The sequence below is a fragment of the Tumebacillus algifaecis genome (genome assembly GCF_002243515.1).
In the GTDB taxonomy this organism is placed as follows: domain Bacteria; phylum Bacillota; class Bacilli; order Tumebacillales; family Tumebacillaceae; genus Tumebacillus_A; species Tumebacillus_A algifaecis.
In genome coordinates this window covers 644,759-671,663 of record NZ_CP022657.1, presented here as the reverse complement: position 1 = coordinate 671,663, position 26,905 = coordinate 644,759, and the positions used below count along the sequence as shown (strand labels likewise).

23 protein-coding genes are annotated in these 26,905 nt (G+C 53.8%); 2 read left to right on the top strand and 21 right to left on the bottom strand.

The genetic code is table 11. The annotated features are described in order from the left end of the window. Positions 1-40: 40 nt before the first annotated feature. From CIG75_RS02975 to CIG75_RS02900, 16 genes are all read right to left on the bottom strand, one after another. Positions 41-1,417, bottom strand: coding sequence for a sensor histidine kinase (locus tag CIG75_RS02975; protein WP_094235304.1), 1,377 nt, complete (start codon positions 1,415-1,417; stop codon positions 41-43). Further along, entirely contained in the window at positions 1,414-2,094 is a 681-nt protein-coding gene (locus CIG75_RS02970) for a response regulator transcription factor (protein WP_094235303.1), read from the bottom strand. The genes CIG75_RS02975 and CIG75_RS02970 overlap by 4 nt, the downstream gene beginning before the upstream one ends. Positions 2,095-2,213: 119 nt before the next feature. Next, positions 2,214-2,774: an FAD-dependent oxidoreductase gene (locus CIG75_RS02965; protein ID WP_094235302.1), complete on the bottom strand. Its 561-nt coding sequence runs from the start codon at positions 2,772-2,774 to the stop codon at positions 2,214-2,216. A 295-nt stretch (positions 2,775-3,069) separates the two neighbouring features. Beyond that, complete coding sequence (locus tag CIG75_RS02960; RefSeq protein ID WP_094235301.1) at positions 3,070-4,170, bottom strand: toxic anion resistance protein; 1,101 nt, start codon at positions 4,168-4,170, stop codon at positions 3,070-3,072. 12 nt (positions 4,171-4,182) lie between these two features. Then, positions 4,183-4,851 (bottom strand): hypothetical protein, encoded by a 669-nt coding sequence (locus CIG75_RS02955; protein WP_094235300.1) that lies wholly within the window; start codon positions 4,849-4,851, stop codon positions 4,183-4,185. A 75-nt stretch (positions 4,852-4,926) separates the two neighbouring features. Continuing rightward, on the bottom strand, positions 4,927-5,742 hold the full coding sequence (locus tag CIG75_RS02950) for an HAD family hydrolase (RefSeq protein ID WP_094235299.1): 816 nt from the start codon (positions 5,740-5,742) through the stop codon (positions 4,927-4,929). Continuing rightward, positions 5,739-6,872 (bottom strand): cysteine protease StiP family protein, encoded by a 1,134-nt coding sequence (locus CIG75_RS02945; RefSeq protein WP_094235298.1) that lies wholly within the window; start codon positions 6,870-6,872, stop codon positions 5,739-5,741. The genes CIG75_RS02950 and CIG75_RS02945 overlap by 4 nt, the downstream gene beginning before the upstream one ends. A 22-nt stretch (positions 6,873-6,894) precedes the next feature. Then, positions 6,895-8,265: a phosphoribosyltransferase family protein gene (locus CIG75_RS02940; protein ID WP_322348600.1), complete on the bottom strand. Its 1,371-nt coding sequence runs from the start codon at positions 8,263-8,265 to the stop codon at positions 6,895-6,897. Further along, positions 8,243-9,397: an HpcH/HpaI aldolase/citrate lyase family protein gene (locus tag CIG75_RS02935; protein WP_094235297.1), complete on the bottom strand. Its 1,155-nt coding sequence runs from the start codon at positions 9,395-9,397 to the stop codon at positions 8,243-8,245. The genes CIG75_RS02940 and CIG75_RS02935 overlap by 23 nt, the downstream gene beginning before the upstream one ends. Before the next feature lie 97 nt (positions 9,398-9,494). Continuing rightward, positions 9,495-10,226, bottom strand: coding sequence for a TerC family protein (locus CIG75_RS02930; protein ID WP_094235296.1), 732 nt, complete (start codon positions 10,224-10,226; stop codon positions 9,495-9,497). Positions 10,227-10,252: 26 nt separating this feature from the next. Continuing rightward, positions 10,253-11,515 carry a TerD family protein gene (locus tag CIG75_RS02925; RefSeq protein WP_094235295.1) on the bottom strand — a complete coding sequence of 421 codons (1,263 nt, stop codon included), beginning with the start codon at positions 11,513-11,515 and terminating at the stop codon, positions 10,253-10,255. A gap of 63 nt (positions 11,516-11,578) precedes the next feature. After that, a complete protein-coding gene (locus CIG75_RS02920; RefSeq protein ID WP_094235294.1) occupies positions 11,579-12,160 on the bottom strand; it encodes a TerD family protein in 582 nt (193 codons plus the stop codon). Positions 12,161-12,238: 78 nt separating this feature from the next. After that, positions 12,239-12,820, bottom strand: coding sequence for a TerD family protein (locus tag CIG75_RS02915; RefSeq protein ID WP_094235293.1), 582 nt, complete (start codon positions 12,818-12,820; stop codon positions 12,239-12,241). Between the two features lie 30 nt (positions 12,821-12,850). Further along, positions 12,851-13,447, bottom strand: coding sequence for a TerD family protein (locus CIG75_RS02910; protein WP_094235292.1), 597 nt, complete (start codon positions 13,445-13,447; stop codon positions 12,851-12,853). A gap of 289 nt (positions 13,448-13,736) precedes the next feature. After that, positions 13,737-14,555, bottom strand: a complete 819-nt coding sequence (locus tag CIG75_RS02905) for a family 1 encapsulin nanocompartment shell protein (RefSeq protein WP_172844492.1) — start codon at positions 14,553-14,555, stop codon at positions 13,737-13,739. Between the two features lie 61 nt (positions 14,556-14,616). Then, positions 14,617-14,934, bottom strand: coding sequence for a hypothetical protein (locus CIG75_RS02900; RefSeq protein WP_094235291.1), 318 nt, complete (start codon positions 14,932-14,934; stop codon positions 14,617-14,619). Between the two features lie 142 nt (positions 14,935-15,076). On the opposite strand from CIG75_RS02900, the gene CIG75_RS02895 reads away from it, so the two are divergent. Beyond that, positions 15,077-15,541 carry a hypothetical protein gene (locus CIG75_RS02895; protein ID WP_094235290.1) on the top strand — a complete coding sequence of 155 codons (465 nt, stop codon included), beginning with the start codon at positions 15,077-15,079 and terminating at the stop codon, positions 15,539-15,541. Position 15,542: 1 nt separating this feature from the next. Continuing rightward, the gene (locus CIG75_RS02890) at positions 15,543-15,935 is read left to right on the top strand and encodes a 2Fe-2S iron-sulfur cluster-binding protein (protein WP_094235289.1); all 393 of its coding nucleotides are present in this window, start codon (positions 15,543-15,545) and stop codon (positions 15,933-15,935) included. Positions 15,936-16,274: 339 nt separating this feature from the next. On the opposite strand, the gene CIG75_RS02885 is transcribed toward CIG75_RS02890, so the two are convergent. From CIG75_RS02885 to CIG75_RS02865, 5 genes are all read right to left on the bottom strand, one after another. Then, the gene (locus tag CIG75_RS02885; protein WP_094235288.1) at positions 16,275-18,719 is read right to left on the bottom strand and encodes an S-layer homology domain-containing protein; all 2,445 of its coding nucleotides are present in this window, start codon (positions 18,717-18,719) and stop codon (positions 16,275-16,277) included. Positions 18,720-18,875: 156 nt separating this feature from the next. Further along, positions 18,876-23,174, bottom strand: a complete 4,299-nt coding sequence (locus CIG75_RS02880; RefSeq protein WP_094235287.1) for an AAA family ATPase — start codon at positions 23,172-23,174, stop codon at positions 18,876-18,878. Positions 23,175-23,491: 317 nt separating this feature from the next. Beyond that, positions 23,492-24,250: a ParB N-terminal domain-containing protein gene (locus CIG75_RS02875; protein WP_157729352.1), complete on the bottom strand. Its 759-nt coding sequence runs from the start codon at positions 24,248-24,250 to the stop codon at positions 23,492-23,494. Position 24,251: 1 nt separating this feature from the next. Beyond that, positions 24,252-25,034 (bottom strand): HpcH/HpaI aldolase family protein, encoded by a 783-nt coding sequence (locus CIG75_RS02870; protein WP_094235285.1) that lies wholly within the window; start codon positions 25,032-25,034, stop codon positions 24,252-24,254. A gap of 1 nt (position 25,035) precedes the next feature. Then, complete coding sequence (locus CIG75_RS02865; protein ID WP_094235284.1) at positions 25,036-26,892, bottom strand: IucA/IucC family protein; 1,857 nt, start codon at positions 26,890-26,892, stop codon at positions 25,036-25,038. Positions 26,893-26,905 lie beyond the last annotated feature (13 nt).

Below are 26,905 nucleotides of genomic sequence, written 5' to 3'. Positions count from 1 at the left end.
CATCATAAGCAAGTCAGATGAATAGAAGATGAACGGAACATTACATCTGCGGCAGTCGGACGCAAAAAGTCGTACCCACCCCGACAAGACTTGCCACTTCCACCTGCCCGCCGTGCATCCGCACGATCTTGTGCACGATCGACAGGCCAAGCCCACTGCTCGCTCGGTTGCGATTGCGCGTCTTGTCCGCTTTGTAAAAGCGCTCGAACAAGTACGGCACATCCTCCTCGGCAATTCCAATCCCCGTGTCACGCACCTCCACCGTCACCGCCTGCTCTTCAGCGCGCAGCAAGACGGTGATCTGGCCGCCCGGATCGGTAAACTTGATGCTGTTGGCGATCAAATTGGTCCAGACCAGATTCAGAAAATGCTTTTGACCTGTCACCGTGACAGGCTGCAAGCGCAGATCGACGCTCAAGTCCTGCTCCGACCACTGCCATTCGGCCAGCTTCACCACGTCCCGAATCTGCTCGTCGAGGCGAAACGATACGATCTCGCCCGACTGCACGTCATGATCGAGCGAGGCGAGCGTCAACAACTGCTTGCTGAGCGACGACAAGCGACGGCTTTCCGTCTCGATGATCTCCAGATACGCTTCCCGCTCCTCTGCCGTCATCTCCTCTGTGCGCAACGCCTGCGAAAAGCCTTGAATCGAGGTCAGCGGCGATTGAATTTCATGCGAGACGTTGGCGACGAACTCCTGCCGCATCTCATCCAACTGCCGCAGTGAAGCTGCCATCTTCGAAAAATCACGCGCCAACCGTCCGATCTCATCGCCCCGCGTCACGTCCATCTCAATCTCAAAATCGCCTTCTGCCACCCGCTTCGTCGCTTCGGTCAATTTCTGGATCGGATTGACCAAATAGCGAGTCGAGATCAGGATCAACAGCAAGGAAAAGCCAAACGTATACAACAGCAGTCGGGCAAACATCACCCGCACTTCGCCAAACATCCGTTCAAGATTCGGCCGCAGAAACAGCGCATAGGTCTGCTGCTCCGCCCGCAGCGGCACTCCGATCGAGTTCGCCAATGTATTTTCAAAAAATCCGGTCACAAACAGGCCGCGCACATGCTCCGACCCGAAATAGGTCTGTCCCGCCTGCACCTGTAACATCACCTCGGTGTCGAGGCTCTGCTCACGGAACGGGTCGCCGTACGTGCGGACCTGCAACTGTTCATCGACCAGATAGAGCTGATAGTTCAATTTTGCGATGCTTTTCAGATAGGAATCGAGATCGATCTGCGGATTGCGCTCATACAAAGCGACCGTCTCTGAAGCGATCTCGTACAATTTCTGTTCGTTGTAGCCCTTCATGTTGAACTGGTAATACAGGTTGGTCAACCAAAAGCCAAACAGCGCACTCAAACATACGATCACCACCGTTATCAGCACAGTCCGCACGTAGAGCGACTTCATGCGGACTGCACCTCAAGCTTATATCCGATGCCCCGCACCGTCGTGATCACAAAATCTTGCGGTAGATCGGCAAAGCGCTCGCGCAGGCGTTTGACGTGCACATCGATGGTCCGCGAATCGCCTTGATACCCAGCACCCCAGATCAGATCGAGCAATTGTTCACGGGTGAACACGCGATCGGGATGACTGGCCAGTTGAAACAACAGTTCAAACTCCCGCCGCGGTAGCAACAGAACGCGCTCCCCGATGTGCACCTCATGACTCAACCGGTCAATCCGCGTCCCGCCGATGGTGATCGCCTGCACCGCCGCGACCTGATAGCGCCGTAGCAACGCCTTGATCCGCAACAGCAGTTCGCGCGGCTCAAACGGCTTGACCAGATAATCGTCGGTGCCCGACAGAAAACCGCGCTCCTTATCTTCCACTTGCCCTTTGGCGGTCAGTAGGATGACCGGGATGTCATAATGATCTCTGATTTCCCGACACAGCTCGAGCCCGTCTTTGCCTGGCATCATCACATCGACGATCGCCAAGTGCACGCGCTCCGATTCCAACAGCAGCGATGCCGCTTGTCCATCTTCAGCCTGCAAGATTTGATAGCCTTCCTTCTGTAAATAAAACGCGACCAACTTCCGAATGTGCGGATCATCATCCGCAATCAAAATGGCGATTCTCATGCGCTTCCCTCCACATTCACATCCACTCCATGATAACAAATAGACGCCTGTTGTTTCGCGAAAAAGCCTTGGCAACTGCCAAGGCTTTTTCGCGAGACAGCAAGCATCCGGGTCGGGTATTACTTCATCACATCATGGTCTACATAGCGAGTGCCGTTGATCGCACTGAGGATGTTGATCGCAACTCGTGCGCCATCACCTGCCGTCACGATCGTATGCACGCTGACCCCGGCGATCGTCCCCGCCGCCCAGATGCCATCGATGCTCGTTTTGCCATCCCGATCAACCTCGATGTTCGTCTTGATATGCGGCTCGGTGCCCGCTTTGACCTGCAAGCCGATCTTGTCAACCAGATCGGCCATCACGCCGGTGGCGAGCAGAACATGGGCCGCCTCATAGTGGCCGTTTTCCGTTTCGGCACGAAACCCGTTGTCCGTTTTCACGATGTTTTCCACTTTGCCTGTCACCAGTTCGGCACCAAATTTGGCCGCCTGTTTTTTGCCCGTCTCCACAAGTTCAGGACCTGTGACTTCCATCACACCGTAATGATTTTCCACCCAAGCGCGTTTGGTGATGCTCTGGTCGCTGTCGATGACCACTGTCTTCTTTCCCGCTTTGGCTGCAAACAATGCGGCGCTCGCTCCGGCTGGACCAGCACCGACGATCAGAATGTCATACATCGTTTATGCTCCTTTCGGTTGAACACAATCATGATCTTTTCCAGTCTGCACATAAGAAAGGATTCGGATACTGCTGGCAACATGACTTAATCCCGATCTTGCTCACTCAGTTCGGCGATCGACTCGGCGCGCGCTGAGCTGCTGACCAGGATCAGCAACAGAATCAGTCCCCCCATAAAAATCCCCTCAACCACAACGACGCCCTCCTCGCAGGTTCGACCTGAGGTTTGCAGTTACCGTAGTGTATGAGGGGGTGTCATTTCTTTAGACGTCTTTACGCTAAAAAGGGATGTCTTTACTCTAAAAAGTTGCTGATCCGATTGTTGCCGAGCTCGCGGCCAGCAGCAGGAGCTTGGTTACCCGCTTCCAGCCCTAAGCGTTGGCTCATCTGCTGGTTGATCGAAGCCATTTTGCTCGTGTAATCATTGCAGCTCTGGATGATCTGCTGGTTGGAACGCTCCGAGCTATCGAGTGCCGCCATCAGATCGCCAATCGCCTGATTGACCGCTTCCATCGACATCGAGGGCTTGCTCAGCAGTTCGTTGGTGCGCTCAGTCGTGGTTCGCAACAGGCGCGCGTTTTCTTTAAACTGGTCTTCCAACGTCTTGTTGGTCGCATCGACCGCCGCGATCACTTTCTCCTGATCGCCCAGCGCCATCGCGATCATCGCCGAGACGGTGATCAGGTTGGCCGTCTTGTCGATCGCGTTGTTGACCGCATCGATCAGCTTGTCGTTGTTGTCATTGATGATATCGGTGGCTGCGATCGCTTGGTTGTACAGCATGATCATTTCGGTCATCGACTGGATGCGGGACACGACCTTGCGCAGTCCACGCTCCAAGTGTGCTTTGCGCGAAGGGTTGTCCGCTTTGTTGATCTCCACTTCGAACAGATCCTTCAGCTTGTCACCGAACGCGATCTTGGTTTGCAGGTTGTAGATTTCCTCCATCGACGTGCGCTTCAGTTGGCGCATATAGGCGATGTTTTCTTGGAGGGTGTCTTTACCGTCCCGCAGTCCACCCACGATCGAGTTGATGTTCGTTTTGACCGATTGGTATTTGTAGACATAGTTTTTGAACGGGCTTTTGCGAAGCAATTTCCCAAACAGCCCGACATTCTTGCTTTGTTGGAGCCCTTCGCACTCCGAACGGAGTTTGAGAATCATGTTCGACACTTCCACCCGATCGCCCGACATCAGATCGTTGACCGGGCGGTCCAGCATCTGCAAGGTCTGGCCTGCCTTTTCCTGCGTTTTCATGCCCAACTTGCCGATATCGTCCATCAGCGCATCCAATTCCAGCGTACCGGTGGAAGAGACGCGTTGAATCAGCTGCGACGCCTCTTGGGCAACTTTTTGCTCGTCCTCTTTTTTCAGTTCAATAGCTAACGTAGACATGCGGTCTCCTCCTTAGTATTGATCCGAATCGCTGTAGCGGCTGTGAATCAGATCGGCTTTCGTCTGTAGTTCAATAAGATCCTTATGCTCAATCGTTTCGACGATCGACGTAATTTTCATATTGATGTCCTTCAAACCATTCAATAACATGCGGCGGTTTTTCGTTTTCGTCTCGCTGCTCAGTCGCAAGAACGGCGTGATGAATCCGTTCAAATCTTTCAGCACCAGCCTGCGAATCGTATGATTGATCGAATCATTGTTCAATTCTTGTAAGAGCGGAATCACACGTTGTAGACGGGCGAACAATGCCAAAGATTTATCGACGATCTCGTCATCAAGATTGTTCTTTTGACCTTCCGAGATGATCATGTCCTCGAGGATTTCCAAATACTCCAACACGGGTGCAAATTCTGGGCTCACCTGCTCTGCATGCCGTCTAGAACGCTGTTCCGGCTGCTGCTTCGGCGGCAGGTCCTGCTCCGGCGGCACGTTTTGCTCCGCCGACTCAATCGGAACCACATCTGGGATGTTGGTCGTTTTCTTCTTTCCTTCCAGATACACCCCTGTCCCCAACCCCGCGAGCGGGATCAACAGCGAAAAGAGCTCAGGAATGATCGGACTGGTGATCAAGGCGAAGAGATACCCCGCAGAGGTCCAAAGCACGACTTTTTTCTTTATCATGGAACGGTCACCTCCAGAACCTAACTCTACTAAAAGTATAGGGGATTTTGTAGATTTTTACCACCCCATCCCCAATCAAGAGCCGTTCAAAAGGTCGGAGATCGCCTGTAGGATCTCCACGGCCGCCAGCGCCCCTGACCCTTCGGTAAACCGATAGACAACAGGAGCTTGATCGGAACGCCCCTGATGTTCGCGATACAGTTCGCCATGTCGAGGCACAAACGCATGCTCGGCCACGTCCAACATACAACGGTCGAGCAACGAGTCACCCGAGGCAAAACGCACCGTCTTGCCTTCCAGCTCTTGCAGATACACAAGCGCGTCGCGTTTGCTCACCACGCGCGGCACCAGATAGACCTTGCGCCCTTGCACCGACGTATCCCACCCGAGCGCATCCAGTTCGGCTGCCAACCCCTGCATCTCTGCGATGGGCAGTCGGTCGCGCTGAATCAGGAACGCATAAAACAACCCGTCGCAAAAGCGCTCCGCACTCACCCAATCGGGGGTGGCGATCTCGTGGAACAGGCGGCGCACCTGATCACTTGGCGTACAGCTGTGCTCGAGGTTGCGGCGGATCGCGTCATGCCAGTTCGGGTCAGCAACACCGTCGATCAGGATGTGACCGCCATTGCTCGTCACCGCATACTTCGGTTTGATCTGCTCCTGAAACAGATGGATGCGTTGATACTGCTCGATCGTTCGGGTCGTCACAGGGACGAACATCGCGCGCTCGGACAACTCCTGTAACAACGAGAGCGCCTGCACCGCGATGTAGGAAACGGTTTGCCCGTTCTTGGTTTCGACCGGAATCAACATCGACTCCGCACAGTCGCTGCCCTTGGAACGCTGTGAGTAGATCAGCGTTTGATCGAGGTCGCTTGCAAAGATCATTCCACTTCCCCTTTCAACGGCTTGATCAACCCACAACAAGAGTAGGTCATCCCCGGATACACTTCGACCGGAACGTTACGATCGCTCGCCAGCAGCATAATATGGGTCAAGTTCGGATTGTCCAAGCGATCGACGAGGATCTTCCACGGCACTCTGCGCAGCAAGACGCGGGTCGTCTCGCCAACGCCCGGTTTGACCAGATTGATGTCCTCGATCCCAAAATGCGCTTGAATCTGTTCGATGCTCTTACTTCCTTGCCAATCGGCCGGAGCCTGTGTTGCCAAGTGCTGCATCGCTAGGCGTTTGGCTTCCGAACTGATCTTCGCAAAATAGGAGCTCACCGTGTCCACGAACAGCAAGGACACATCTTCCTCGCGCCATTCTTCGTAAAATTTGGCCCCGTGGAAATCGTGCGGGCCGATCAGGTCAGCACGCAAAACGGTGCGGCTGACCAGCCCGGACACCGTCGCGTTCAAGCAGGCGCTCGGAATCAGAAAATCATCACGCGTCCCAAACGTTTCCGAACAGAAACCGGGGTCTGCCAGCACAGCAAGGTCGTCAGATAAAGTCACACCAAAAGCGTTTGCAAAATCGACACAAGCGGCGGTCAGCACGTTGCGGATCGCACCTTTGCCCGTCCAGCCGTCCACAAATTGAATCGGCATCCCAGGATGATGTTGCAAGATATAGTGGAGCGCGTTCTCATCGATCCCTTTCCCGCGAATGATCGAAATGCTGTAATGCGGCAGGGAGAGCCCATGGATTTGCTCCAGATAGCGTTTGATCAAAATGCCGATCGGCGTGCCCGCGCGGGCTAAAGAAGCCAAGACGACCTCCCGACCACGCTTGCTGATGATCAGTTCCGCAACGGTGCCCGCCGCCAGCGCCACCCGTTCGGCCGAGTCCTGCAACGTCTGATGAAACAGTTGCAGATAGGCGGGAGACGGGCGATATTCGACAGGTAGCATCTCCGAGTAGTGTGTCCCGTTTTGAATCGCTTCTTCACGGTCTTCATTCGATTGCTCTAAGCGAATGTGCTGTAAATTTTTCAATAAAAAGCGCACGTCGGCAGGTGAATAACTGCCGATCGGTTCCGGTTCAGAAATCTGGCTGACCCGCACAGGATTCATCGACACCGCTCCTTTCCTTGTTTCAAGACACCATCACCACATACACGCGTTTGATGCCGAGGTGGACGAGCACGTCGAGAAACGGCTGTAGCTGTTCCGCTTCTACCTGTCTTTCCAGCATGACAAACACCTCGTCATAGTCGTACCTCGTCACATTGTAGAGATGATGTTGCACGTTCGCATCCTCAGGGCTTGGGTAGCGGAACGCTTCCCAAATCGTATACGCACCCTCAGAACTTGGGTAGATCGGGCTGCGCGTGGTCGATTGGTAATGCACACCCGCTCCCATTTCGGCTGCGATGCGCATCGGAAGGTACATAAACTCCCCCGTCCCCAGACAGAGCGTTTTGTCGCCCGTCCGTTTCGCTCGCAACCACTCGGCCGCTTGCGTGATGCATCGGTCCAGTTGCTCGTTGTCGGCCGATTCGATCCCAAATCTGCCCGTGCCGCGAAGAAACGGAGCGGCATGACGATTGCCCGCCGAATCAAGCGATGACACCGACACGCGCTCGAACAGGTCGGGCAGGCGAATGATTTCCAAAGCGGCCGGAGCCGAACGTTGGCCGATGTCTGTTGACCGACTTGACAGGTGCGGGTCGCCCGCCGAACTCATCTCCCCTTTGATCAGCGCGAGCGTCTTGATCGTGATGCCAAGCTCCTGTTCGAGTTCGGAGAAGCGCGCGCGATGTTCCTCCGTTCGCCAGTCCAACAGTGCCGCCACATAGTAGTTCTTGTGTGCGGGGTACTGGCGGTACAGATCGCGGATGATATTCAGCACCGTCTTGCCGGTCGTCATCTCGTCATCGACCAAGACGATCGCTTCCTGCCCTTGAACGGGATGTTCAGCATAACAGCGATGTGCCGTCGCATGCGAATGCTCTTCCTCAAAATTGAGCGTGGAGGTGAGTTCGGGGATCAGCTCTCGCGTTGTATGCAGATAACGACACCCTTCAGCAAACGCATCATACATGCTGTGTCCCAGCGCGGTGGCCGTCTCGGCAAAACCGATAAAGGCCAGTCGGCGCGGCGGCGTCCATTTCTGCGCTTTGAGCTTGCGATACGCATCGGCAGCCGTTGCTGGCTCGAGCAGTCCTTCGACAATCAATCGCGGATCGGGCGCAACACCGCTCAGTTCCCGCTGCAAAAGCAAAGCCAGCGCAAACCCGCTGACGAGCGATACGGCAGGTTGAACCGGCAGATGCTTGCCCAACACTTTGCTGACAAATAGAAAGGCTCGTTTCTTGTTGATTCTGGCTGCCATCGCAAACATTGCATCCAGCGGCAGATCGAACGGATTTTCCGTGACGGTCACCTGCACCTGCAGATCACCGATGATGTCATACGTATGCTTGTCCTGTTGACTTGTCGTGTCAGTTGCTGTTTTCCTGCTCATGTAACACCCCGTATACAGTAGCTTTGGCAAGAATTCGTTTGGCCCAGCTCAGGTGTGGCTTGATTTCATTCATCTTGTTGGCATACTCGCTTTTGATTACGCCCGTGTAGCCATCATGGTTTTGTAAAATGCTGAGCGCGTCCAGATATTCTTCATGTGTGACGCGAAATAATGATTGGACGATCTTGAGATGGCTCGGATGAATGATCGTTTTCCCGACCATGCCGTTCTCTTTGTCGAGCAAGACTTCGCGAATCAATCCATACTCGGCCTGTGTCTTCGGGTCCAAGCCATAGCTCCGCGCCAGGCAGGCAATGCGTTCATCGCCTGCGATCGTCTCCGCCTGCTTGGTGGAGAAATATTCCCACACCGGACCCGTGATCACATAGCCGTCCTCAGCCCGTCCCATCACATTCAAGATATCGGCAAGACAATCCCGGATCGCCGCAATCTCGTAGATGGTGTGGTGGACACTGCGCCGAACGCCAAACAGGCTGGAAAAATCGGTTGCCCCGACCCGCACGTTGAGCACATAATCTGGGAAATGGTCGAGGATCGCTTTGCTGCCCAGGAGCGTTTCCGCCCGCCGCTCCACATAGATGACATCCGCACTCTCCAGAATCGGTGATCCATAGAGCGTCGGCGCATCGGTCGATTTTTGCCGATTGTACTCGTCGAGGATCTGGAAATATTCCCAGCCATTTTGCGGCGAGAACTTCGGAAAGAAAAAGCCTGTGATCAGGACGATCTGTTCCGCGAACCGAACGATCAGTCTTTTTAGCTGGTCCGGGTTCCTGACACGGATGAACAGCAGTGGAACGTGGCTCTGTGGCAACACACCGCGTTCGATCGCGGACGCTAAGCTGTCGATGTGCTTCAGCAGAGACTCCTCCGCCTCTGCCACTTGATGATCTCCGATCGCATCTTCCAGATCAAACACCATCGACACAAGCCCTTCATATTTTCGGTTCACAAGATCATCTGCAATCGTCAAACGAGTCGCAGGTGAGTAGAGGGCAGCCCCTGCTGCATAAGAGAGAATCTCTCGGCTCGAAGCATTGTTGAATGATGTAGGAGGCTTGTGAAATACCGCCTGTTCTTCCTCTGGTGATAGATAGTTGAAATACCGCAACAAATCGCCTCCCTTCTGTCTGACGAGCAACAGCCTCTGGAAAAAAATAATCCCTCAAACATGAGGGATTCATTCTTCATGATCTCCTTATGGAGTCTTACTGCGCATGTTTCGATTTGCGACGGGAGCTGTAGATGATCGTACCTACGAACACAGCGATCAAAATTCCGAAGAATGCGACATGCGGAACATGGTAGCCGAACACAGCGATGAACATCTTCGCCGCGATGATTGCGATCAGGATAAACGCAGCTTGTTCCAATTCCGGGAACCTGTCGATCAGTTTGAGGAACACTTGTGCGACGCCACGCATCATCAAGACGCCAAGAATACCGCCGAGGAACAAGACCCAAACTTCATTGCTCAGACCAAAAGCTGCCACGACGCTGTCGATACTAAACGCGATATCCATCAGCTCGACCATGAGTACAGTCTTCCAGAACGACATCGGTTTGTTTTCCCGTTCTTCATCATCGCCGCCTTTAAACAATCCAGTGTAGGCGATATAGAGGAGATAAAGCGCACCGAGCACTTTGACCGCGGTGAACGTGACGAGGTAGGTACCAAGTCCGATCGCCAAGAAGCGAAACACATAGGCGCCAAGAATCCCGTAGAACAGCGCTTTCTTGCGTTGTTCTTCCGGCAGATGTTTGACCATGACAGCCAGCACAAGCGCATTGTCTGCCGAGAGCAAACCTTCAAGCAGGACCAAACTTGCGATGATACCCCAGCTTACTGGATCGGAAAGGGTTGCGACGATCGCATCCCAAGAGAAGAAATGCCCATAATTCTCAATGGCGCTTGAAACAAAATTTGTGAACCAATCCATGCTGCTTTCCTCCAAAGTGATTGTATTTACTTACGACCGGCAACCCAGTCCATGCCCCAACCGTACGCATGGTCCAATTCGCGGTGTCCCTTATAAAATTGTACCAAGCGCTCGATGCTCATCGTCTGATCGTTGACATTTTGAATCATCGCGAGCGCACACATCGCCTTGCGGTTATCATGTTCGTTCAAGTTGACGACGATGTCTGGGCCGCCTTGTTGTTTGATCGTCACGACTGCGTCCGCTTCCGACCAGCGCGTGACCCCTTCATAGATGAACGTGAAGACGAGCAAGCGTTTGAACTCCTTGAGATGATTGCCGTTGATACGCAAGTTCTCACCCGACGAGACAGAGCCAGTGCGGTCATCGCCATCCAGCGCAATATAGGGCAGGCGGGTCAGGGAACCAAAGCTGTTGCCAAGCGCTTGAATCAAACCTTTGCGGCCATCTTTCAGTTCGTACAGGCAAGCCAGATCCAAGTCGATACCCGTACTTTTCCGGAAAAAGCCGCCGCCCGACTGTTTTTGATTCCAGTTGAGGTTGATCAAGATTTCGCCCAGATTTCCCGATTTCTTTTCGAGGTTGATCTTGTCTCCGCGTTTTTCCAAGACGATTTTCGTCAGGTTGATCGCAGGCTGCGGTGCCGGAGTTGGTGCTGGAGTTGGTGGTAGTACTGGCACGGGAGCTGGCTTCGGTTCCGCTTTCGGCATTGGCGCAGGCTCCGGGGCTGATGTCGGCTCTTCCTGAACCTGAATGCCAAAGTTTTCACACAAGGCGTGCAGGCCGTCAGAAAAGCCCGCCCCGACCGCGTTGAACTTCCATTCGCCGTTATATCGGTAGAACTCTCCGATGACCACCGCAGTTTCAACGGAGAACAGATTTTCGAGGTCAAAGCGCAGGATTTCCTGCCCAGTTGCATCGTTTTGTACGCGGAAGTGCATGTTGCGTACACTGCTAAAATGTTGCCCCCGTTTCTCACCATCATAGATGGTCAACGAAAAGGCGATCTTGTCAACGCTAGCCGGAATCAGGCTGAGGTTGATCTTAAATTGCTTTTGATCCTGTCGATCCTGTGCATTTTGATAGGAGATAAAAGGTGTGGAAGGATTGTTGTAAAAGATGAGATCTTCATCTTTCGCTACTTTTCCAGTTGCTGTCAAAAGAAACGCCGATGTATCAAGTTCGAGCTGAGCGGCCGCTTGCCATCCTAACCCAACTGTGATCTGCGACAGGCCAGGCGTATGCTTGGTCAAATCGGCCCGCTGGCCTTTCACAACTGTAGTGGTCATCTGTGTTCACCCTTTAAATGAAGAATGGAGGGTGACAGTTTCGCCACCCCCTGCTCGCGCAAATTATTGCGCGTCCAGTCCGTAATTCTTGCAAAGCGACTGCAAACCGCCGGAGAAGCCGCTGCCGATCGCTTGGAATTTCCACTCGCTTCCGTGACGGTACAGTTCGCAGATCACGACCGCCGTTTCGACGGAAAACTCTTCGCCCAGATCGAAGCGCAAGATTTCGCGGTTCGTCTCTTCATCCACGACGCGCACAAAGGCGTTCGATACCTGTCCAAAGTTTTGCCCGCGCGCATTCGCATCATGTATGGTCACGGTGATCCCGATGCGGTGAATGTTGGATGGAACCGCACTCAGATCGACGCGGATCTGTTCATCATCGCCTTCGCCTTCTCCGGTGCGGTTGTCGCCCGTATGTTCGACCGACCCATTGCCTCCGGTCAGGTTGTTGTAAAAGATAAAGTCCTGAATGCCTTTTGCTTTGCCGTCTTCATGCAGCAAAAAAGCGGAGGCATCCAGATCAAAATCGTGACCACCCGTATACTTGTTGGTGTCCCACCCCAAGCCGATGATCGCTTTTTTCAGACCGGGATTTGTTTTGGTCAGGTCAATTCGTTGCCCTTTGGCAAGACTGATCGTCATAAAATTCCCTCGCTCTCCATCTTTACATGTTAGAAAAACAGGGACCGCAAATAAGACGGCCCCTCTCGTTGAACACGATTACGCGATATTCAGACCGTAGTCACGGCACAGGCCAGCCAAGCCATCTTTGTAGCCGCTGCCGATCGCGTTGAATTTCCACTCGCCGTTGTGACGGTACAATTCGCCAACGGTGACTGCCGTTTCCACGGAGAAATCTTCGCCGAGGTCGAAACGGATCACTTCTTCGTTCGTCGCTTCGTTCACGATGCGAACAAATGCGTTGGAGACTTGACCAAAGTTTTGGCCGCGCGCATCAGCATCGTGGATCGTGATGCAAAACGCGATTTTTTCAACATCGGCCGGAACAGCGGACAGATCAACTTTGACCGCCTCGTCATCGCCTTCACCTTCGCCAGTTCTGTTGTCACCAGTATGTACGATCGAGCCGTTTTCGTTTTGAGAATTGTTGTAGAAAATGAAGTCTTTCTCCGAGTTGACTTTGCCCGCACCGTTCGTGCAGAATACGGACGCATCGAGGTCGAAATCGTTGCCGCCGTCATATTTGTTGGTGTCCCAACCAAGACCGACGATCACTTTGCTCAGACCCGGATTGGTTTTAGTCAGATCAACTTTTTGACCTTTCGAAAGAGAGATTGCCATTGTGAAAAACCCCTTTTCCTTAAAATAGTGTTACTTGTATTTCGCTGCCAACAGGTCGATATGCGCGGCGTAAGCGCCTTCACCGATCGCATTAAACTTCCAATCGCCGTCGTGACGATAGATTTCGGCCACGATCAATGCCGTTTTACCCGAATAGTTATCGGAGAGATTGAAGCGCACCAATTCCTGATTGTTCGCTCTATTGACAACGCGAATGTACGCCTTCTGAATCATGCCAAAATCCTGCCGTCTTTTCTCGCAGTCGTAAATGTTGACCACCATCAGGATTTTTGCTACATCGGACGGCACTTTTTTCAGATCGACAAAGATCTGCTCGTCGTCGCCATCCCCTTCACCCGTCAGGTTATCTCCAGAGTGGATTACCGATTGGCACTTGCTCTTTTTGTTATAGAAACAAACGAGATTCCCGTCTTTGGTCAGCCTGTCATTGGCATCCAAAAGCAGTGCAGACGCATCGCAGTCGATGTTCGCCTCCGCCTTTAAGAAACCAAAGAGCCCCTTTTTTTGTTGAACGGGGTCCCATCCCAAACCTACGATCAGATTGGTCAGCCCTGCGTTCGACTTCGTCAGGTCAATTTTCTGACCTTTTACAAGCGAGATAGCCATCTTTGGTCACCTCCTTTTTCTCATCGAATCAAGAATGAGAGATTTCGAATTCTAGTTCTATCGTACTACATTCTGTTCGACAAATACACACTAGATTTTGGCATATTTTCGTATAATTCCTTAAATCTTAGCGGTATTTATCTAGATTCGATAAAAATAGGTCAGCCTCTGTCCAAAACGCGTCCGAAACCGTGCAAAATGGCCGGACCGCGTTCGTTTGCAGCCAGCCTTGCACAGCGCAAAACGACAGCTTGCCTGTTTGAGATGACAAGCGGTCGCTTTTCAAGAATCAGAGCGCAAACGCACAGATCGCCGACGGACGTTTGATGCGCGGCACCAGACATTCATAGACGCGAAACGGATGGTTCATGCGCTCAGCCCCCAAATAGGAAACGTTTAGATCCTCCGAGATGGCCAAATCGAAATTTTGGCGCCCGACCGAGACGAGCAGACCCGAATTCTCTTGCAACACCGGAGATTGGAACACACCTGCCGTCACCAACTCGCGAATGTGCTCGATCTCCAGCACGTTCGTCCCTTGGTGCACGCGCAGCATCTTCGCGTAGAGAACAGGGTGGACGACCATCGCGTAGGGTCCGTATTGCCCTGCCTCGACCAGTTTGGTCGTCATCTGCACCACATCGGCGTAGGGACGGCCATGCTCCGCCCAGTCTTCGATCAGATGGGTCAGGCGGCCGCGGGCGTTGACCAGCCCTTCGATATCCAGCGCTTGATTGCCGTTAAAGATCAGATCGTCCTCTTTCGCGGCGACCACAGCTGCTGCGCCCGCACCGGCACTGAAGTCGATTTGCGTCTCCAACTGCCGCGCCAACTCGATATCCCGCCAATGCAAAATAAAATCTTTGTACAAGATCGGAATCGTCAATTGCCGACGAACGCCTGTGCCGAACGCTTCATTTTCTTCTTCCCCGAGTTGGTCAACTTCGGCCAGCTCGGCCTGCTGTTCATAGCTTTCGGCAGGCACGCCTTGCACACCAGCGCCCAGCGGACCGTAAATTTCAATAAAGCGTCGTCCGACCAGTTGGCGGCGTGCCGCTTGAATCAACTCGTGCAACAAGCGTTCCTCATCATCACCGCGCAGCGGCATGTCATTATCAATCGCTCTTGCGATGCTCACTTCAGCTTCCTCCTCACGTCGCGACCTTGGATCAGTAGGAAATCATGCTGCCCACGCTCAGCGTCCGTCCGCTCTCACGAACTCCGACCTGCCTGCCCGTGTGCTCGGCATCTGACATCACACGCTCCGCTTCTGTCGATCCCGCTTGCCAATCGGCTGCCGAAAGCAACGGAAGCAGTTGTTCCAAGCGTGAGAGGTGCTCTTCTTCCTCTTCCACCAGGTGGGCGAGCAGCTCTTTGGTCAGCGGGTCTTCCGTGTTGTTCATGATGATGCCCATGTGTTCGATGAACGTATGGATGCTCCCGCGCTCCCGTTCCAACATCTGCAAGATTTGCTCGATCTCCTGCATCGTTTCACCCTTCCTTGACTTCGCAACTTACGTCCATACCATGCTTTCCATTTTTTTCTGTGAATATACAAACGGTCAGTTTCTTGCTAAGATAGATGTAAATGATATTCATTCTCAAATACAACAAAGGCAGGTACCGAAGATGAACCTTTTCGGACTGATTGATTTTTATAATGGCTTAGAAAAATGCAAAGAGATCGGCGGTTGCATCGAGACGGAATCGATCACATTGGCCGATGGCAGCCAGTTTGACAACGCGGTGATCGTGCGCGTCGATTACACCGGACACCGCTTCTATTCACTTGGCTTTATGGATGAGCAAGGCGCGGTGCGCGTGGTCAACGTCGATCAGTTGACGCTGGTGCTGCGACCCGTTCATAAGCGCGTGGCCGATGTGAACAACAAAGCGTACCAAGCGTGGGCCTTTGCACAAAAAAGCGCCCGCGCCAAACGCCTGCTAGAATTCAGCCAAGGGGCCGCCGCCTCGTCGTATCAAAAAGAGTTGCAGACGCTGTTGAATGACCTGGGCATGGAGGAGACGACGAATCTGTCGCTGAAACGAGTGCCAACCGAGAAGCCGCAACCTGCGATCAAAGCTGTTGGCTGAGATGAGCAAAAAACTGACCGTGGGCTCGCTGATCGAATCAAAGCGTGGCCCGGAATCGCGACCTGTAGCCCAACGTCTTGCCTCGCATGGTCTCGCGCCTCGAACATCGTCTGTGCCGCCTGTGGCCACGCCGCCGCGCCCGATCAAACTGCGGCAGTCTGGGCGCAGCTTGGTCGTGTCCGCCCTCTCCGGTGCCACGCTGTTGCAAGCCGGATTGCGCCAAGCCCAACCGATCGCCTACAAGTGTCAAAAGGGCACCTGTGGCCAATGTGCGGTGCAAGTGATAGCAGGGGCTGAGCAACTCAGCCCGCCCACGCCGCTCGAACAGCAAACGCTCAGTGCGTCACGCACAAGCGGCCTACGCTTGAGTTGCCAAGCCCGCTTCTGCTGCTAAGCTTGTACACCTGTGTTCCGCATTCACTTTAGTTCAAGAACAGCAAAGAACAGGCAACCTGCCGCTATCGGGCGACAGGTTGCCTGTTCCATTCGTAATCCTTTTATTCTGCTTCCCTCGACAATTGCCACCTTAAAATCGGGTACTTCCCTTCTTTGATGACCCAGGTGCTGTCAGATTCGATGATCGACCAATTGACTGCTTCAAAGGTGCCTACTTTCTTTGCCTTCACTTCGGAAAGATCTTCCTAGTCATCTCCAGTTACAGCACCTTCCGCATAGCTATCAGATATCGGTCCCTCACTAGAGCCGATGAGTCCGCCGATATTGAAATATCTAGTTACAGCAACCTTACAGTACCAGTTGAATCGCTCTCGGTGATTTGACCGAAGTTAGTGCCGACAAGGCCTCCGACCCGTTTAAGCCCTTCCGCATTTCCAGAGGCAGAGCTTTTGGTGATTTGACCGTGGTTAGTGCCGACAAGTCCTCCGATATCAAACGTTCCTCCTTTTACATGCCCAGTTGCATAGCTATCAACAATCTCACCCTCGCTGGAACCGACAAGACCACCAACATTATTGAATAATCCAGTTACAGCACCAGTTGCATGGCTCTCGGTGATTTGACCGAAGTTATTGCCAACAAGGCCTCCGACCCGTGTATGCCCTTCCACATTTCCAGAGGCAAAGCTATTGGTGATTTGACCGTGGTTTTCGCCAACAAGGCCGCCGATAGAGTCATATCCAGTTACATCACTTGAAGCAGAGCTGCCTGTGATGGAGCCTTCATTATAACCAACCAAACCACCGACTGCTTTTGCTATTCCTGTTCCTGTCACACTACCTGTGACATGGCTGTCTACTACTACAGATCCTTCTTTGAGGTAACCAACCAAGCCGCCGATCCATTCGTTACCGTTACCGTTACCATTGATCGATACAGACAACAGTTGAACCTGTCTGATCACAGCACCTTGATCCGGTTGATCCACAAATCCAAAGAAGCCCACGAATTGGCCTGCAGTATTTTCAATTTTCAGGTTCGAAATTGTGTAACCATTTCCGTCATATGTGCCCCAGAAATTAAGCGGCTCCCAGTTGTTGCCTTCGAAATCGATGTCCATGAGCTGAATGAACTTACCGTCCGGATCCATTCGCATGTTTTCAAGATCCTGTGCAGACATAATGAGTGTATACCCAACAGGTGCCACGATGATATCTGCTGATTTCGCCGACAGATTTCCAGCCGCATCGACTGCGTAGACCACATAGATTCCTGCTGCAAGACCTGTCGTGCCTAGGTCGACCGACACGTTAGCTTCGGCCGGCACTGTAGTGCCTTTATTTGCTGCCGTCGCTGCAATCAAGGCGGCGAGACTTGCTTCTGTCGCGTGCGGTACCAAGTACAGGCTTCCCGCTTCATTGCTCGTCGCCGAAACCGCTGTTCCAATATAAGCTTTAACGGATACGTTCGACAGTTCGGGCGCTGTGGTATCGGGAGGCGTTTCGCCACCGCCATCGCCGCCACCATCGCCGCCACCATCGCCGCCACCATCGCCGCCACCATCGCCGCCACCATCGCCGCCACCATCGCCGCCACCATCGCTGCCGCCAGTGCCACCACTGCCTGTACCAGGTGTTGTCGACTTGATCGACGGAGGTTGAACACCTTCCGCCGTCTTGATGATCGTCGGTGCTTTTTCGAAGCTGACTCCCGAAATGTTGATGAACGCTTGATGGATCGTTCCTTCACCGATTACATTGGTAACGGCGTTGATGATAATCTCCTCGATCGTTGCGTTCTTGCCAACATCCAGCATGGAGAGCGAATCGATCTTCAAGGTTTCGATCTTCGTGACTCCCTTGACGACAATTCCGATCGTGCCTGTTTTCTTGAGAACCTTCACCGTGTCGAGAACCGAGTCTTCGATATGAATGCTGTTCTCCCCTCCACTCTGAATGAAGGAATCCCCCTTGACGGTGACGCCTTTCAGTTCGACATCGCCTTCGCCGACCGACTCGGAGATGTTCAGCTTCCCGTTGATCGTCACATTTTGCAGTTTCACGCCGGCAGCCGTGATGTTGACATCGCCTGCTACGACCTGTTTTCCTTCAACGGGACCGTACGTCCCCGCTTTGTCGATCGTCCACACTTCCGGCGCTTTGATTTCCTGATCCTTTACGACCCGGTCGAGAACGACGATCGCTTCTGCGCGCGTCATCGGCTTGGCTGCACCGAAGCTTCCATCCGGATAGCCGATGATATAGCCATGTTCCTTCATGGCGCCGACAGCCGCTCTGCCCCATTTGGGGATCGCATCTTGAAATGCGTCTGCCTCCGCTTCATTTCCTTGTAGCTTGGCGATTTTCGCCACGATAGCAGCCGCTTCGATCCGGCTGATCTGCTGATCGGGACGCATGGTGCCATCTTCGTATCCGTCGATGTAGCTTGCAGCTGCCGCTTTTTTGACAGCCCCTTCGTACCATGCTCCCGCTTTCACGTCCGAAAAGTTAATTTCCTGCTCTTCGGTAAAACCAAAACCGCCGTTCACGAGCACCATAAATTCTGCTCTCGTCACCTTGCCGTTCGGTTTAAAAGTTCCATCTTGATACCCTTTTACGAGCCCTTTGTCTAGCCACTCCTGAATCTGTTTGCTGGCCCAGTGACTTTCGCATACATCTTTGAAAGCAACCGCATTCGCTACCGAACCGATCAACAATGCAAAAATGAGCATGACACTGGTGATCCAGTTCCTTAGCGATCCCCTTCTCCCGAAACGACCCATCTCTCAATCCTCCTAGCTGTTTGATTTCCATAACACTCGTGAAAGTATAGACTTTAGGGGAAAAAATCGTATCATCCAAAAGTTGTAGACCGCAAAAATAGCAAAAAAAGAAAGCTGGGCACCCATTGGCCCAGCTTTCGATGCGTTGAACTTCGATTATCTGCTGATCAGTTGCAGTTCCTTTGCTCGAACCACAGCCTGTCCGCGACGCCTCACGCCGAGTTTGCCATAAATGTTGGAGGCATGTGTTTTCACTGTCGGTTCGGTAATGTTGAATCTCTCTGCGATCTCTCGGTTGGATAGCCCTTCCGACAGGGCGATCAGGATCTCAGTCTCACGATTCGTCAACGGCTCGATCAGCGCTTGCGGTTCGGGCTGCACAACAGGGAAAGGAACCTCCCCTCCTGCTTCGGCTGTTGTGCCCGATAGCACCCTCAGGTATGTCATCCGCGTGATCATCAGTTCGAGGACGTTTCGAGTCGTCTCCGTGAAAACGCCTGTCACCTGCGTATTTTCCAGATAGAGCAGATCGCTAGGTTGATTACCCGGGAAGACGATCGGCATGCAGATGATCGAACGTGGTGCACACTGCCGAATGTAGGGATCTTTCTGAAAATAGCTGCGAGCTGCATCGTCGATCATCAAAGCTTCACCTGTCATCCGCACATGGCGAAGCACAGCTTCCGAGTAGGTGCTGGCAGCTCCTTCGCAATTGACACTCCCAGTCTGCGCCTTAATTTGAAAACTCCCGCTCAGACTTCTGATCACCAATCCTCGATCGGCCCCTGCTTGACGGAGCGTGGCCGTCAGGAAACTTTCCAGGAGATTGGGATCATTCGGCTTGACCGACCATCTGACAATCTGATGGAGAAGATCTTCTTCCGCGAGCGAAGCGGGGCTGTCAACGACCTTGTTCTCATCAGTCCTCACAAGATCCTGACCTTCTCTCTCCATCTCTGTCGCCCGCGCCTCCAATGGCGTTGACAAGTATCCACTTACATCAGCATGCTCGCTGCTGATCTGCTTCGCTTTGGCGGTGATTCCCCAGACCGTGTACGCAGTACAAGCATCCATCAACGAAATCGTCACGCCCGTTCGACTGCCAGCCTCTTGATAGCAAACGGCAAGCCGTTCATAGCTGATCGCCTCAAAAAGCCCCTGCTTTTCCTGCCGCGCCCGTTCAATCGTGGCTGCATATTCCTGCATCGCCTCCTGTCGATCACCGCAGATGCGCTTCCACTCTGCGCGAATCAGCAGATGAGCGGCAGAATCAGCACCCAAATAGCCCTTTCGCTTCCTCATCAAGCGCATCTGCTTCGTAAGCATCCGAAGGGTGCGTTTGCGTTCATCGGGGGTCGCATCCACGTAACATGCGGCAAAAGTTAACGCTTCGTACAACCGCTGCTTGCGAACTTGCAACAAATCGGGTGCCAGTTCATTCTCTCGACAGCGTTTCGCCCAGTACTGCGCCTCCTTGTATTTTCCCGACAGATACGCAACCTCCAGCCTGCAGCCGCAGCTGAAGTTGTCTTCCTCATCCTGCGCTCGATCCATACGATCCGGGTCTGGAATCGCCACGAAAGCGTCTTGCAAGCTAGCATCTTGAAGTGCTGCCAGATATGCTTTAGCAACCTGTATCAGTTCGAGCACCCTGTCAACAGTGAACGGTCGAGGCTCCCTTTCCATGTAGGCAAGCAGCTTGGACAACGCGTGCACATCTCCGCAGTGGTTGAGGAGGCACATGGCAATCGCCAGGTTTACAAACGCTGGGTCTGTTATCTCTACTCCCAAGCGCAACGATTTTTCCAGATAGATCGAAGCTTCGATCGGATTCTCCAACTGCTTGGAAAACCCGATCATAAAGGGGAGTTTGGGTTGAAATCTTTGGCTGAGCTGGGAAGTAGCTTGCAGATGTTCCAACTTTATGGGACAGTAACCTTCCAAAAATTGCGGTAATCCTCTTTGCAGTAGCAGTTCATAGACGCTAAGGAGCAAGACGAACGGTTCATTAATCCCCTTTTTTGCACCATAGCGAATAAATTTGGCGTACAGTGCGATCAACGACTTGTCATCCTGGATCAGGAGTGGAGTGAACAGATCGACAAGCAGACCTGATACAGCTTTAAATTCTACCTCCTCATTCGGAGGCAGTCGATCGAACTTATCGCGCATCCGATACAGGACAGCCTGTGTCAGCAGGACTTCCTTGATCACAGTCGCTGTCGAAACCTTCTCTGGAAGCTTCCAGCCAAGTTCTGCCAAAGCCTCGCGCCCCGTTTGCACCGCTTTGTCGTTTTGATCATATGTGGCCAGATGAATCAGATAGGTGTAGACACGGATGCGATCTTCCAGATTCAGCTTCTGTTTATGAATCATTACTCGGCGCAGAAGCGATTGTGCCCGCTCGATGTTCCCACATATATGCTCACACTCGATCAACTCGATCGTGAGCTTACAGACGAGCGATCCCGACTCGAACACTTCCGATTCCACAAGCTGCAATCCGGTTTCGAAATAACGTTTCGCTTTCGCATATTGAATCGATGAGATCGCTTTGCTTCCTGCCCGATAATTGTGCCAAGCCAGCTCCGCCCGTTCTCCATCCGACATGTTCGCCATGCCCAGATTAAGATGATCGATCGTTTCATAGAGGGCGTCATCGTGCCAGTTCGAATTTTGCCGCTGCAACAGACGACCGATCTTCAGGTGCCAGTCGGCACGGCGATCCGCATAGATGCTGTCGGCCATCTGCCACACCTGATCGTGCAAAAACAGATAGAGGCGCTCCTCGCCGCGGCGATCTTTCGCTTGCTCTTCATAACAGATCATCCCCTCTCGTTCGGCCGCCTGCAAGAGATGAAGCGTCTGTTCGAGGGAATGTCCACTCACTTCGGCGAGCATCTCAGGAGGAAAGCAAGGACCGATCGCCGCGGCGATCGCAAGCATTGCTCTCGTCTCTTCGGAAAGCCTGCTGAAGCCAGCTTTGACCAAGCGAATGCTCTCCTCCGATTCGCTCATCCGCTTGGTCACTTCCGCATCCCACATCCACCGATGCTGTTTTTCGTCGTAGATCAGCTTTTTCTCGTTCCGCCAATTCTCCAGCAGCAGGCGCAGCGAACGGGGATTTCCTTGCGTCTGAAGGTACATCGATCTTGCTAGCAGGCGAGCGCGAGCCGTATCCTCATGCAGGACGGAGGAGACCCAGAGTCGCACATCCTCATAGAGCAGAGGGGGTAGCTCAGTCTGGTCGGCCGTATCTGCGATCCAATTGGAATCTGCCTCCTCCCGTGAAGCGCCGATCACCATCAAGCCTTTTATCTCTTCGTCGCGAGCAAGTCGATGAAGAAGACGAATCGTGCTCACATCCGCCCATTGAAGATCATCGAGATACAGGACCAGCGATTGCTCGCCTTCCGCCATACAGCCGATCATCTCGGGCAGCAGCTCGCCAAAGCGGGCCGCAACGGCTGGACCACACGCTGGCGCCTCCCCTGCAGGATCACCCAGCAATGCGCACGCTTCTGGCCAACACGCTACAATCGTTTGCGCTTCCTCGCCTAGCCTCGCGTTCAACCGTTCCTTCAGACTGGCGACCGTATCGGTCGGCTCGCTCCAGAGTTCCTCTATCCATTGCCGCAGCGCTTGCAACACGGGCTCATATGGCCTGTCCTGATCGCGAGGATCGCCTTTCCCTCCTACAAAACGACCACCGCGTCTGGCCACCGTCTCTTGAAACTGATTGATGAGCGCCGTCTTACCGATGCCTGCCACACCTCTGATCGATCGAAACACACTTTTTCCCGCTGCTGCCAGCTCAAAGCCCGCTACTAACCACTGCATTTGCTCATCCCGTCCAAACAGGTTGTGCGGCAGCCGGAATTCACGGATTTCGTCAACGCGACCAATCAGAAAGGGCATCAGCACACCATTTTGCTCCAGCATCCTCGCACACTGCTTCAGATCAGCGAGCAGCCCATAAGCGCTCTGGTAGCGATCTTCTGGCGACTTCGCCAACAGCTTCAAGACGATGTCTTGCAGCGGTCCCTCCAACTCTGGTCGCATCTCGCCCAGAGGTCGCGGGGGTGCAGAAATATGTAGATAGCTCCAGTTCGTCTCCCCTTGCGCCTGAAACGGCAACACTCCGGTCAACAGCTCATAGAAGATGACACCGAGCGAATAAAGATCACTGCGTCCGTCCGGCGTTCGATTGATTCGACCCGTCTGCTCCGGGGCTTGATAGATATCGTGCATCTCTACCGTTTCGGATAGCTCCGCCAGCGTTCGATCAGCACTCATTCGAACGTTGGCAGGGCTCAAGCCCCCGATCCGCACATTTTGTCGATGTATTCGGTACACCATCTCAGATAGCGTGATGGCGATTTGCAAAAAAGCTTTTTCTTCGAAGGGAGCCATCGGCAACCATTCGGTCAACTGCTTTTCACTGTTAGTAAACATATCACTACCTCTTAACAGTATGATTGAAGAAAAATCCTAATTCCATTTACTACTATAACATGTTCTCAACACAGAAGTGGGAATTTATTAGTCCTACCTAACGCTTTAAGATGCATGAAAAGCACTTCTCGCCCCTCAACATCGCTCCCTCTTATTCAATCCAGGTCGTGTTCAGTCTCTGAAAAAACGCTCAGCAAAAAAGCCTATCCATATCGGATAGGCTCCCAGATTGCAGACAAACGCCCTCGTTGCTCGAGCAGCCCCCAAAATCACAGGTAGGCAACGTTCGTTTCGATTTCCTTGATGGTTTTCTAGTTCTACACTTCGCACAGATAGACCGCTTCCGAATAGAGGCGCAACGTGTTCGACCAATACATGCACAGCTTTGCCCACTCTTCATGCGCCCGTTCTTCATCGAACAACAGCGAAAGCGGGATGCGCAGGTTCAACAGGCGGCCTCGCACCGAAAATCGAGTGACTCCGGCCGGCATCAACTGTCCGGCAAACACCGCCGTTTCCAGTTCATCCAAGCGGACCGCCGGATAGCGCAGCACGACGTGATGCGCATCAAGCTGATACGATGCGTGCGGAGCGAGGCGGTTGACTCGGTACTCCTCGCTGTAAGCACCGACGATCCGATGCCAGGCTTGAAAGCGGTTTTCCTCTGCACCACAGGAGAGATACAGCACGCTTCCATCGCTTTTCACCAGTTCGGCCAACGGCTGACCGTCCGGACGCTCCGTCGTAAATTGCAAGGTCGGGTCGAGCTGCAGATCGTCAAGCCACGGGCCGACCGGAACGAGGTGGTGCCACGCCTCCAAGGTGAAGTCGTGCGCTTCCACCAGTTGCAGCGGGATGTAGCGGCAGCCCAGTTGCTGGAGCGCACAGGTGCGGTGTGCGCCGTCGATGATCAGACAGCGACCGTCGCGCATCCGCACGGCAAGCGGTGGATGGCGCAGCACGCCCTCTTCGCGGATCGCCTCCGAGGTGAGATGCAGCCGCTTCGATTCGTGCGCTTCGTGCAGGCAGATGTCATCCGCTTTTACCAAATGCAAATTGGATAATACCCCGATCATCCTATCTCCTCCCCGTCCCTGCATCGCGGTATGTGCTCAGATGTGTGCGCAAGGCGCGAAACGCAGTGCCGCGCTCCTCCCCCAGCACAAACGCGGTGACACCGCGTTCCTGCCAGAGCGCCACATCTTCCAGCGCGCGCGGAATCGCACAGTACGGAACGCCTTGTGCGCGCACCGCAGCCGCCGCCTGTGCCAGCGCGCTTTGCACCGTTTCCGAGCGGGTCTGCCACGGCAGGCCATACGATTGTGACAGGTCGGCCGCCCCTTCGAGAATCATGTCCACGCCGGGCACCGAGGCGATGTCGGCCGCGTTGTCCACCCCTTCTCGATTTTCGATCATCGGCACGACCATCACCTGCTCATTGGCATACGTCAAGTAGCCTTGCAGATCGATTTTGGCAAAATCGGCGGGGCGGCCACCATTTAAACTGCGCATGCCTTGCGGATAGTAACGGCTCGCCTTGACGATCGCCTCCGCCTCTTCCTTGGTGCGGACGTGCGGGACGACCACCCCGTGCGCGCCTGCGTCTAGCACGCGCAAAATCGTGTTCGGAGCTGCGTCTTGCACGCGCACCAACGCTGTGATTCCAGACGCATCGGCGGCACGCAACATGTTCTCCAGCGTCTCCGGATTGATCAGCACATGCTCGGTGTCGATGATCACAAAATCATAGTCGGCCGCCGCGATCATCTCGACCATCGTCGGATGCGGAACGGAGCAGATGAGACCGAACACAGTCTCACCCTGCTGAAGTTTACGTTTCAATACGTTCTCGCGAAGCATCTTATTTCACTCCCTGTCCCACGTTGGCAGGTACTGCCAGCGGATTGGGCACTTTGTGCATCCGCAGTTCCGTGTCCGGGTAAAAGCGGCGTTTGGTCAACTGCTCCACTTCGATCATCGGTGTGAACAGGTCGAACAGTGCAAAGCGCTCCTTCAGTTCTGGGAAACGCTGTTGGTAGCCTTCCAGCACCTCGCGCACCAGTCGCCAGAAATCGGTTTCCTCCACGCCGTAGAACTCATCTATCACCAAGGCCAATTCCCCGATGTTGATAAAGAAAAAGGCGTCGTGCATAAAGTCGCGCACCTGTCCGAGATCCTCCGTTTCGATAAACGAGTTGACGTTGATCCGCGTGTGCGCTTCCGGCGTGCGATGCAGAGCGGGCAACTCGTTCGGCTTGCCGAGCAACGCTTTCGAGAAGCGGATGCCGTCATGGAAGTCTTTGAGTGCCAAGCGGGACGGCAAGCCCTGTTCATGAACCAGAATCGCATTTTGCGCATGCGTCTCCAAGGCGATGCCGTGCGCGTACAGGAAGTGTGCGAGCGGCAAGACGCTTATTGTGAACAACTGACGCAACCACGCTTCTGCGCCATACTGCTTCACCCACGGCTCAATCAGCGGACGCCCATCCAAATCGAGCGCGGTCAACGCGTTAAACGGGATCGCCGCTTCGCCGGGCAACAGATGGCGGTGCAGGCTTTCGCGCCAGATACAGCCGAGAATGCCATACGTTTTCGCATGGAGCAGGTCTGACTTTACAGGTGGGTCATACGAGATGCCCATCACCTCACCGAGCATGATCGTGCGCAGTTCATCGCGCAAAAAGGCATCGTCAAGCGCCAGCCGCTTCAGCCAGTCGGAAACGAGCGCGGCGTTCTGCACCGTATGCGGCGCGAGCACGCGGGTCGTGGACGTGTTGATCAGGCTCATCGAAAGTTTTATGTAGCTACGGTGTGGCGCACTGTGATTGGCCAAGGTGCGGATCGATTGCTGAGGGCGGTACGCGTCTTTGGCAGGACCGAGCACGATCAAGCGCTTCGCCCGCAGATCGTCGATCCAGGCGGTCACGACCTGCTTTTGCCATTGCCAAGGATGAACGGGCAGGAAATAATAGTCGTCCACCGACTGCCCTGCCGCGCGCACCTGCTCAGTGAAGCCCTGCCACGTTTCGGACCCCAACTCCGCTTCTAAAAACGCAGGGTAGTGCAACTCCTTCGAAATCGAAAAGCGCGTGGCGCTCTTGTGGGCCGCGACCCAGATCGGGTAGAGGTCGGGCGTGAATTCCGGCCCGTATTGATAGTTGTCCGCAAAGTCAAACCCGATCCGCGATTTGTAACTCGGATGGTAGGGATGGCCGTCCATCACGTTGCCTTCCATCTCGTCATACCCGCAATCTCGGAGCGAGATGCCCTTTTGGTGACGGTAAAACTGCGCCAGCGTGTCTTTGGCGTGCGTCTGCTCCAACTCATTGATGAAGTGCGTCAACATCTGCTGATCACCACCGAGCGTCGTTCGCACTTCGAGCAGGAACTGAGCCAGCGATTCAGCTTCGGAGAGCGCGTTGCCAACCTGTCGCAAAATTGGATACTGACGGCTCAAGCGAATCCGATCGAACGTCAACTTACGCTTTCCGCGCGCCAAATAGGTGACCACTTCGCCGCCTTCCGTCCGCCCTTCGATCGCAAAGCCGGGCTCGCCCCCAACCTCCGTCTCTTCAGCGGGCAACACCCCTTCATAGATCAGCGATTCGAGCAACTGACGAAAAATTCGACGTCGCACTTCCACATATTGAACAGATTGCAGGGCCGCCACCGGGTTATCGGCGTGGTCACTGTCCACCTGATTGATTTGTACTGTCATTTGCTTTCTCCTC

What these genes read in the sequence shown, in the direction of transcription:
- CIG75_RS02975 (WP_094235304.1), bottom strand. Translation starts at nt 1,417, where the DNA reads ATGAAGTCGCTCTACGTGCGGACTGTGCTGATAACGGTGGTGATCGTA.
- CIG75_RS02970 (WP_094235303.1), bottom strand. Translation starts at nt 2,094, where the DNA reads ATGAGAATCGCCATTTTGATTGCGGATGATGATCCGCACATTCGGAAG.
- CIG75_RS02965 (WP_094235302.1), bottom strand. Translation starts at nt 2,774, where the DNA reads ATGTATGACATTCTGATCGTCGGTGCTGGTCCAGCCGGAGCGAGCGCC.
- CIG75_RS02960 (WP_094235301.1), bottom strand. Translation starts at nt 4,170, where the DNA reads ATGTCTACGTTAGCTATTGAACTGAAAAAAGAGGACGAGCAAAAAGTT.
- CIG75_RS02955 (WP_094235300.1), bottom strand. Translation starts at nt 4,851, where the DNA reads ATGATAAAGAAAAAAGTCGTGCTTTGGACCTCTGCGGGGTATCTCTTC.
- CIG75_RS02950 (WP_094235299.1), bottom strand. Translation starts at nt 5,742, where the DNA reads ATGATCTTTGCAAGCGACCTCGATCAAACGCTGATCTACTCACAGCGT.
- CIG75_RS02945 (WP_094235298.1), bottom strand. Translation starts at nt 6,872, where the DNA reads ATGAATCCTGTGCGGGTCAGCCAGATTTCTGAACCGGAACCGATCGGC.
- CIG75_RS02940 (WP_322348600.1), bottom strand. Translation starts at nt 8,265, where the DNA reads ATGAGCAGGAAAACAGCAACTGACACGACAAGTCAACAGGACAAGCAT.
- CIG75_RS02930 (WP_094235296.1), bottom strand. Translation starts at nt 10,226, where the DNA reads ATGGATTGGTTCACAAATTTTGTTTCAAGCGCCATTGAGAATTATGGG.
- CIG75_RS02925 (WP_094235295.1), bottom strand. Translation starts at nt 11,515, where the DNA reads ATGACCACTACAGTTGTGAAAGGCCAGCGGGCCGATTTGACCAAGCAT.
- CIG75_RS02920 (WP_094235294.1), bottom strand. Translation starts at nt 12,160, where the DNA reads ATGACGATCAGTCTTGCCAAAGGGCAACGAATTGACCTGACCAAAACA.
- CIG75_RS02915 (WP_094235293.1), bottom strand. Translation starts at nt 12,820, where the DNA reads ATGGCAATCTCTCTTTCGAAAGGTCAAAAAGTTGATCTGACTAAAACC.
- CIG75_RS02910 (WP_094235292.1), bottom strand. Translation starts at nt 13,447, where the DNA reads ATGGCTATCTCGCTTGTAAAAGGTCAGAAAATTGACCTGACGAAGTCG.
- CIG75_RS02905 (WP_172844492.1), bottom strand. Translation starts at nt 14,555, where the DNA reads ATGCCGCTGCGCGGTGATGATGAGGAACGCTTGTTGCACGAGTTGATT.
- CIG75_RS02900 (WP_094235291.1), bottom strand. Translation starts at nt 14,934, where the DNA reads ATGCAGGAGATCGAGCAAATCTTGCAGATGTTGGAACGGGAGCGCGGG.
- CIG75_RS02895 (WP_094235290.1), top strand. Translation starts at nt 15,077, where the DNA reads ATGAACCTTTTCGGACTGATTGATTTTTATAATGGCTTAGAAAAATGC.
- CIG75_RS02890 (WP_094235289.1), top strand. Translation starts at nt 15,543, where the DNA reads ATGAGCAAAAAACTGACCGTGGGCTCGCTGATCGAATCAAAGCGTGGC.
- CIG75_RS02885 (WP_094235288.1), bottom strand. Translation starts at nt 18,719, where the DNA reads ATGGGTCGTTTCGGGAGAAGGGGATCGCTAAGGAACTGGATCACCAGT.
- CIG75_RS02880 (WP_094235287.1), bottom strand. Translation starts at nt 23,174, where the DNA reads ATGTTTACTAACAGTGAAAAGCAGTTGACCGAATGGTTGCCGATGGCT.
- CIG75_RS02875 (WP_157729352.1), bottom strand. Translation starts at nt 24,250, where the DNA reads ATGATCGGGGTATTATCCAATTTGCATTTGGTAAAAGCGGATGACATC.
- CIG75_RS02870 (WP_094235285.1), bottom strand. Translation starts at nt 25,034, where the DNA reads ATGCTTCGCGAGAACGTATTGAAACGTAAACTTCAGCAGGGTGAGACT.
- CIG75_RS02865 (WP_094235284.1), bottom strand. Translation starts at nt 26,892, where the DNA reads ATGACAGTACAAATCAATCAGGTGGACAGTGACCACGCCGATAACCCG.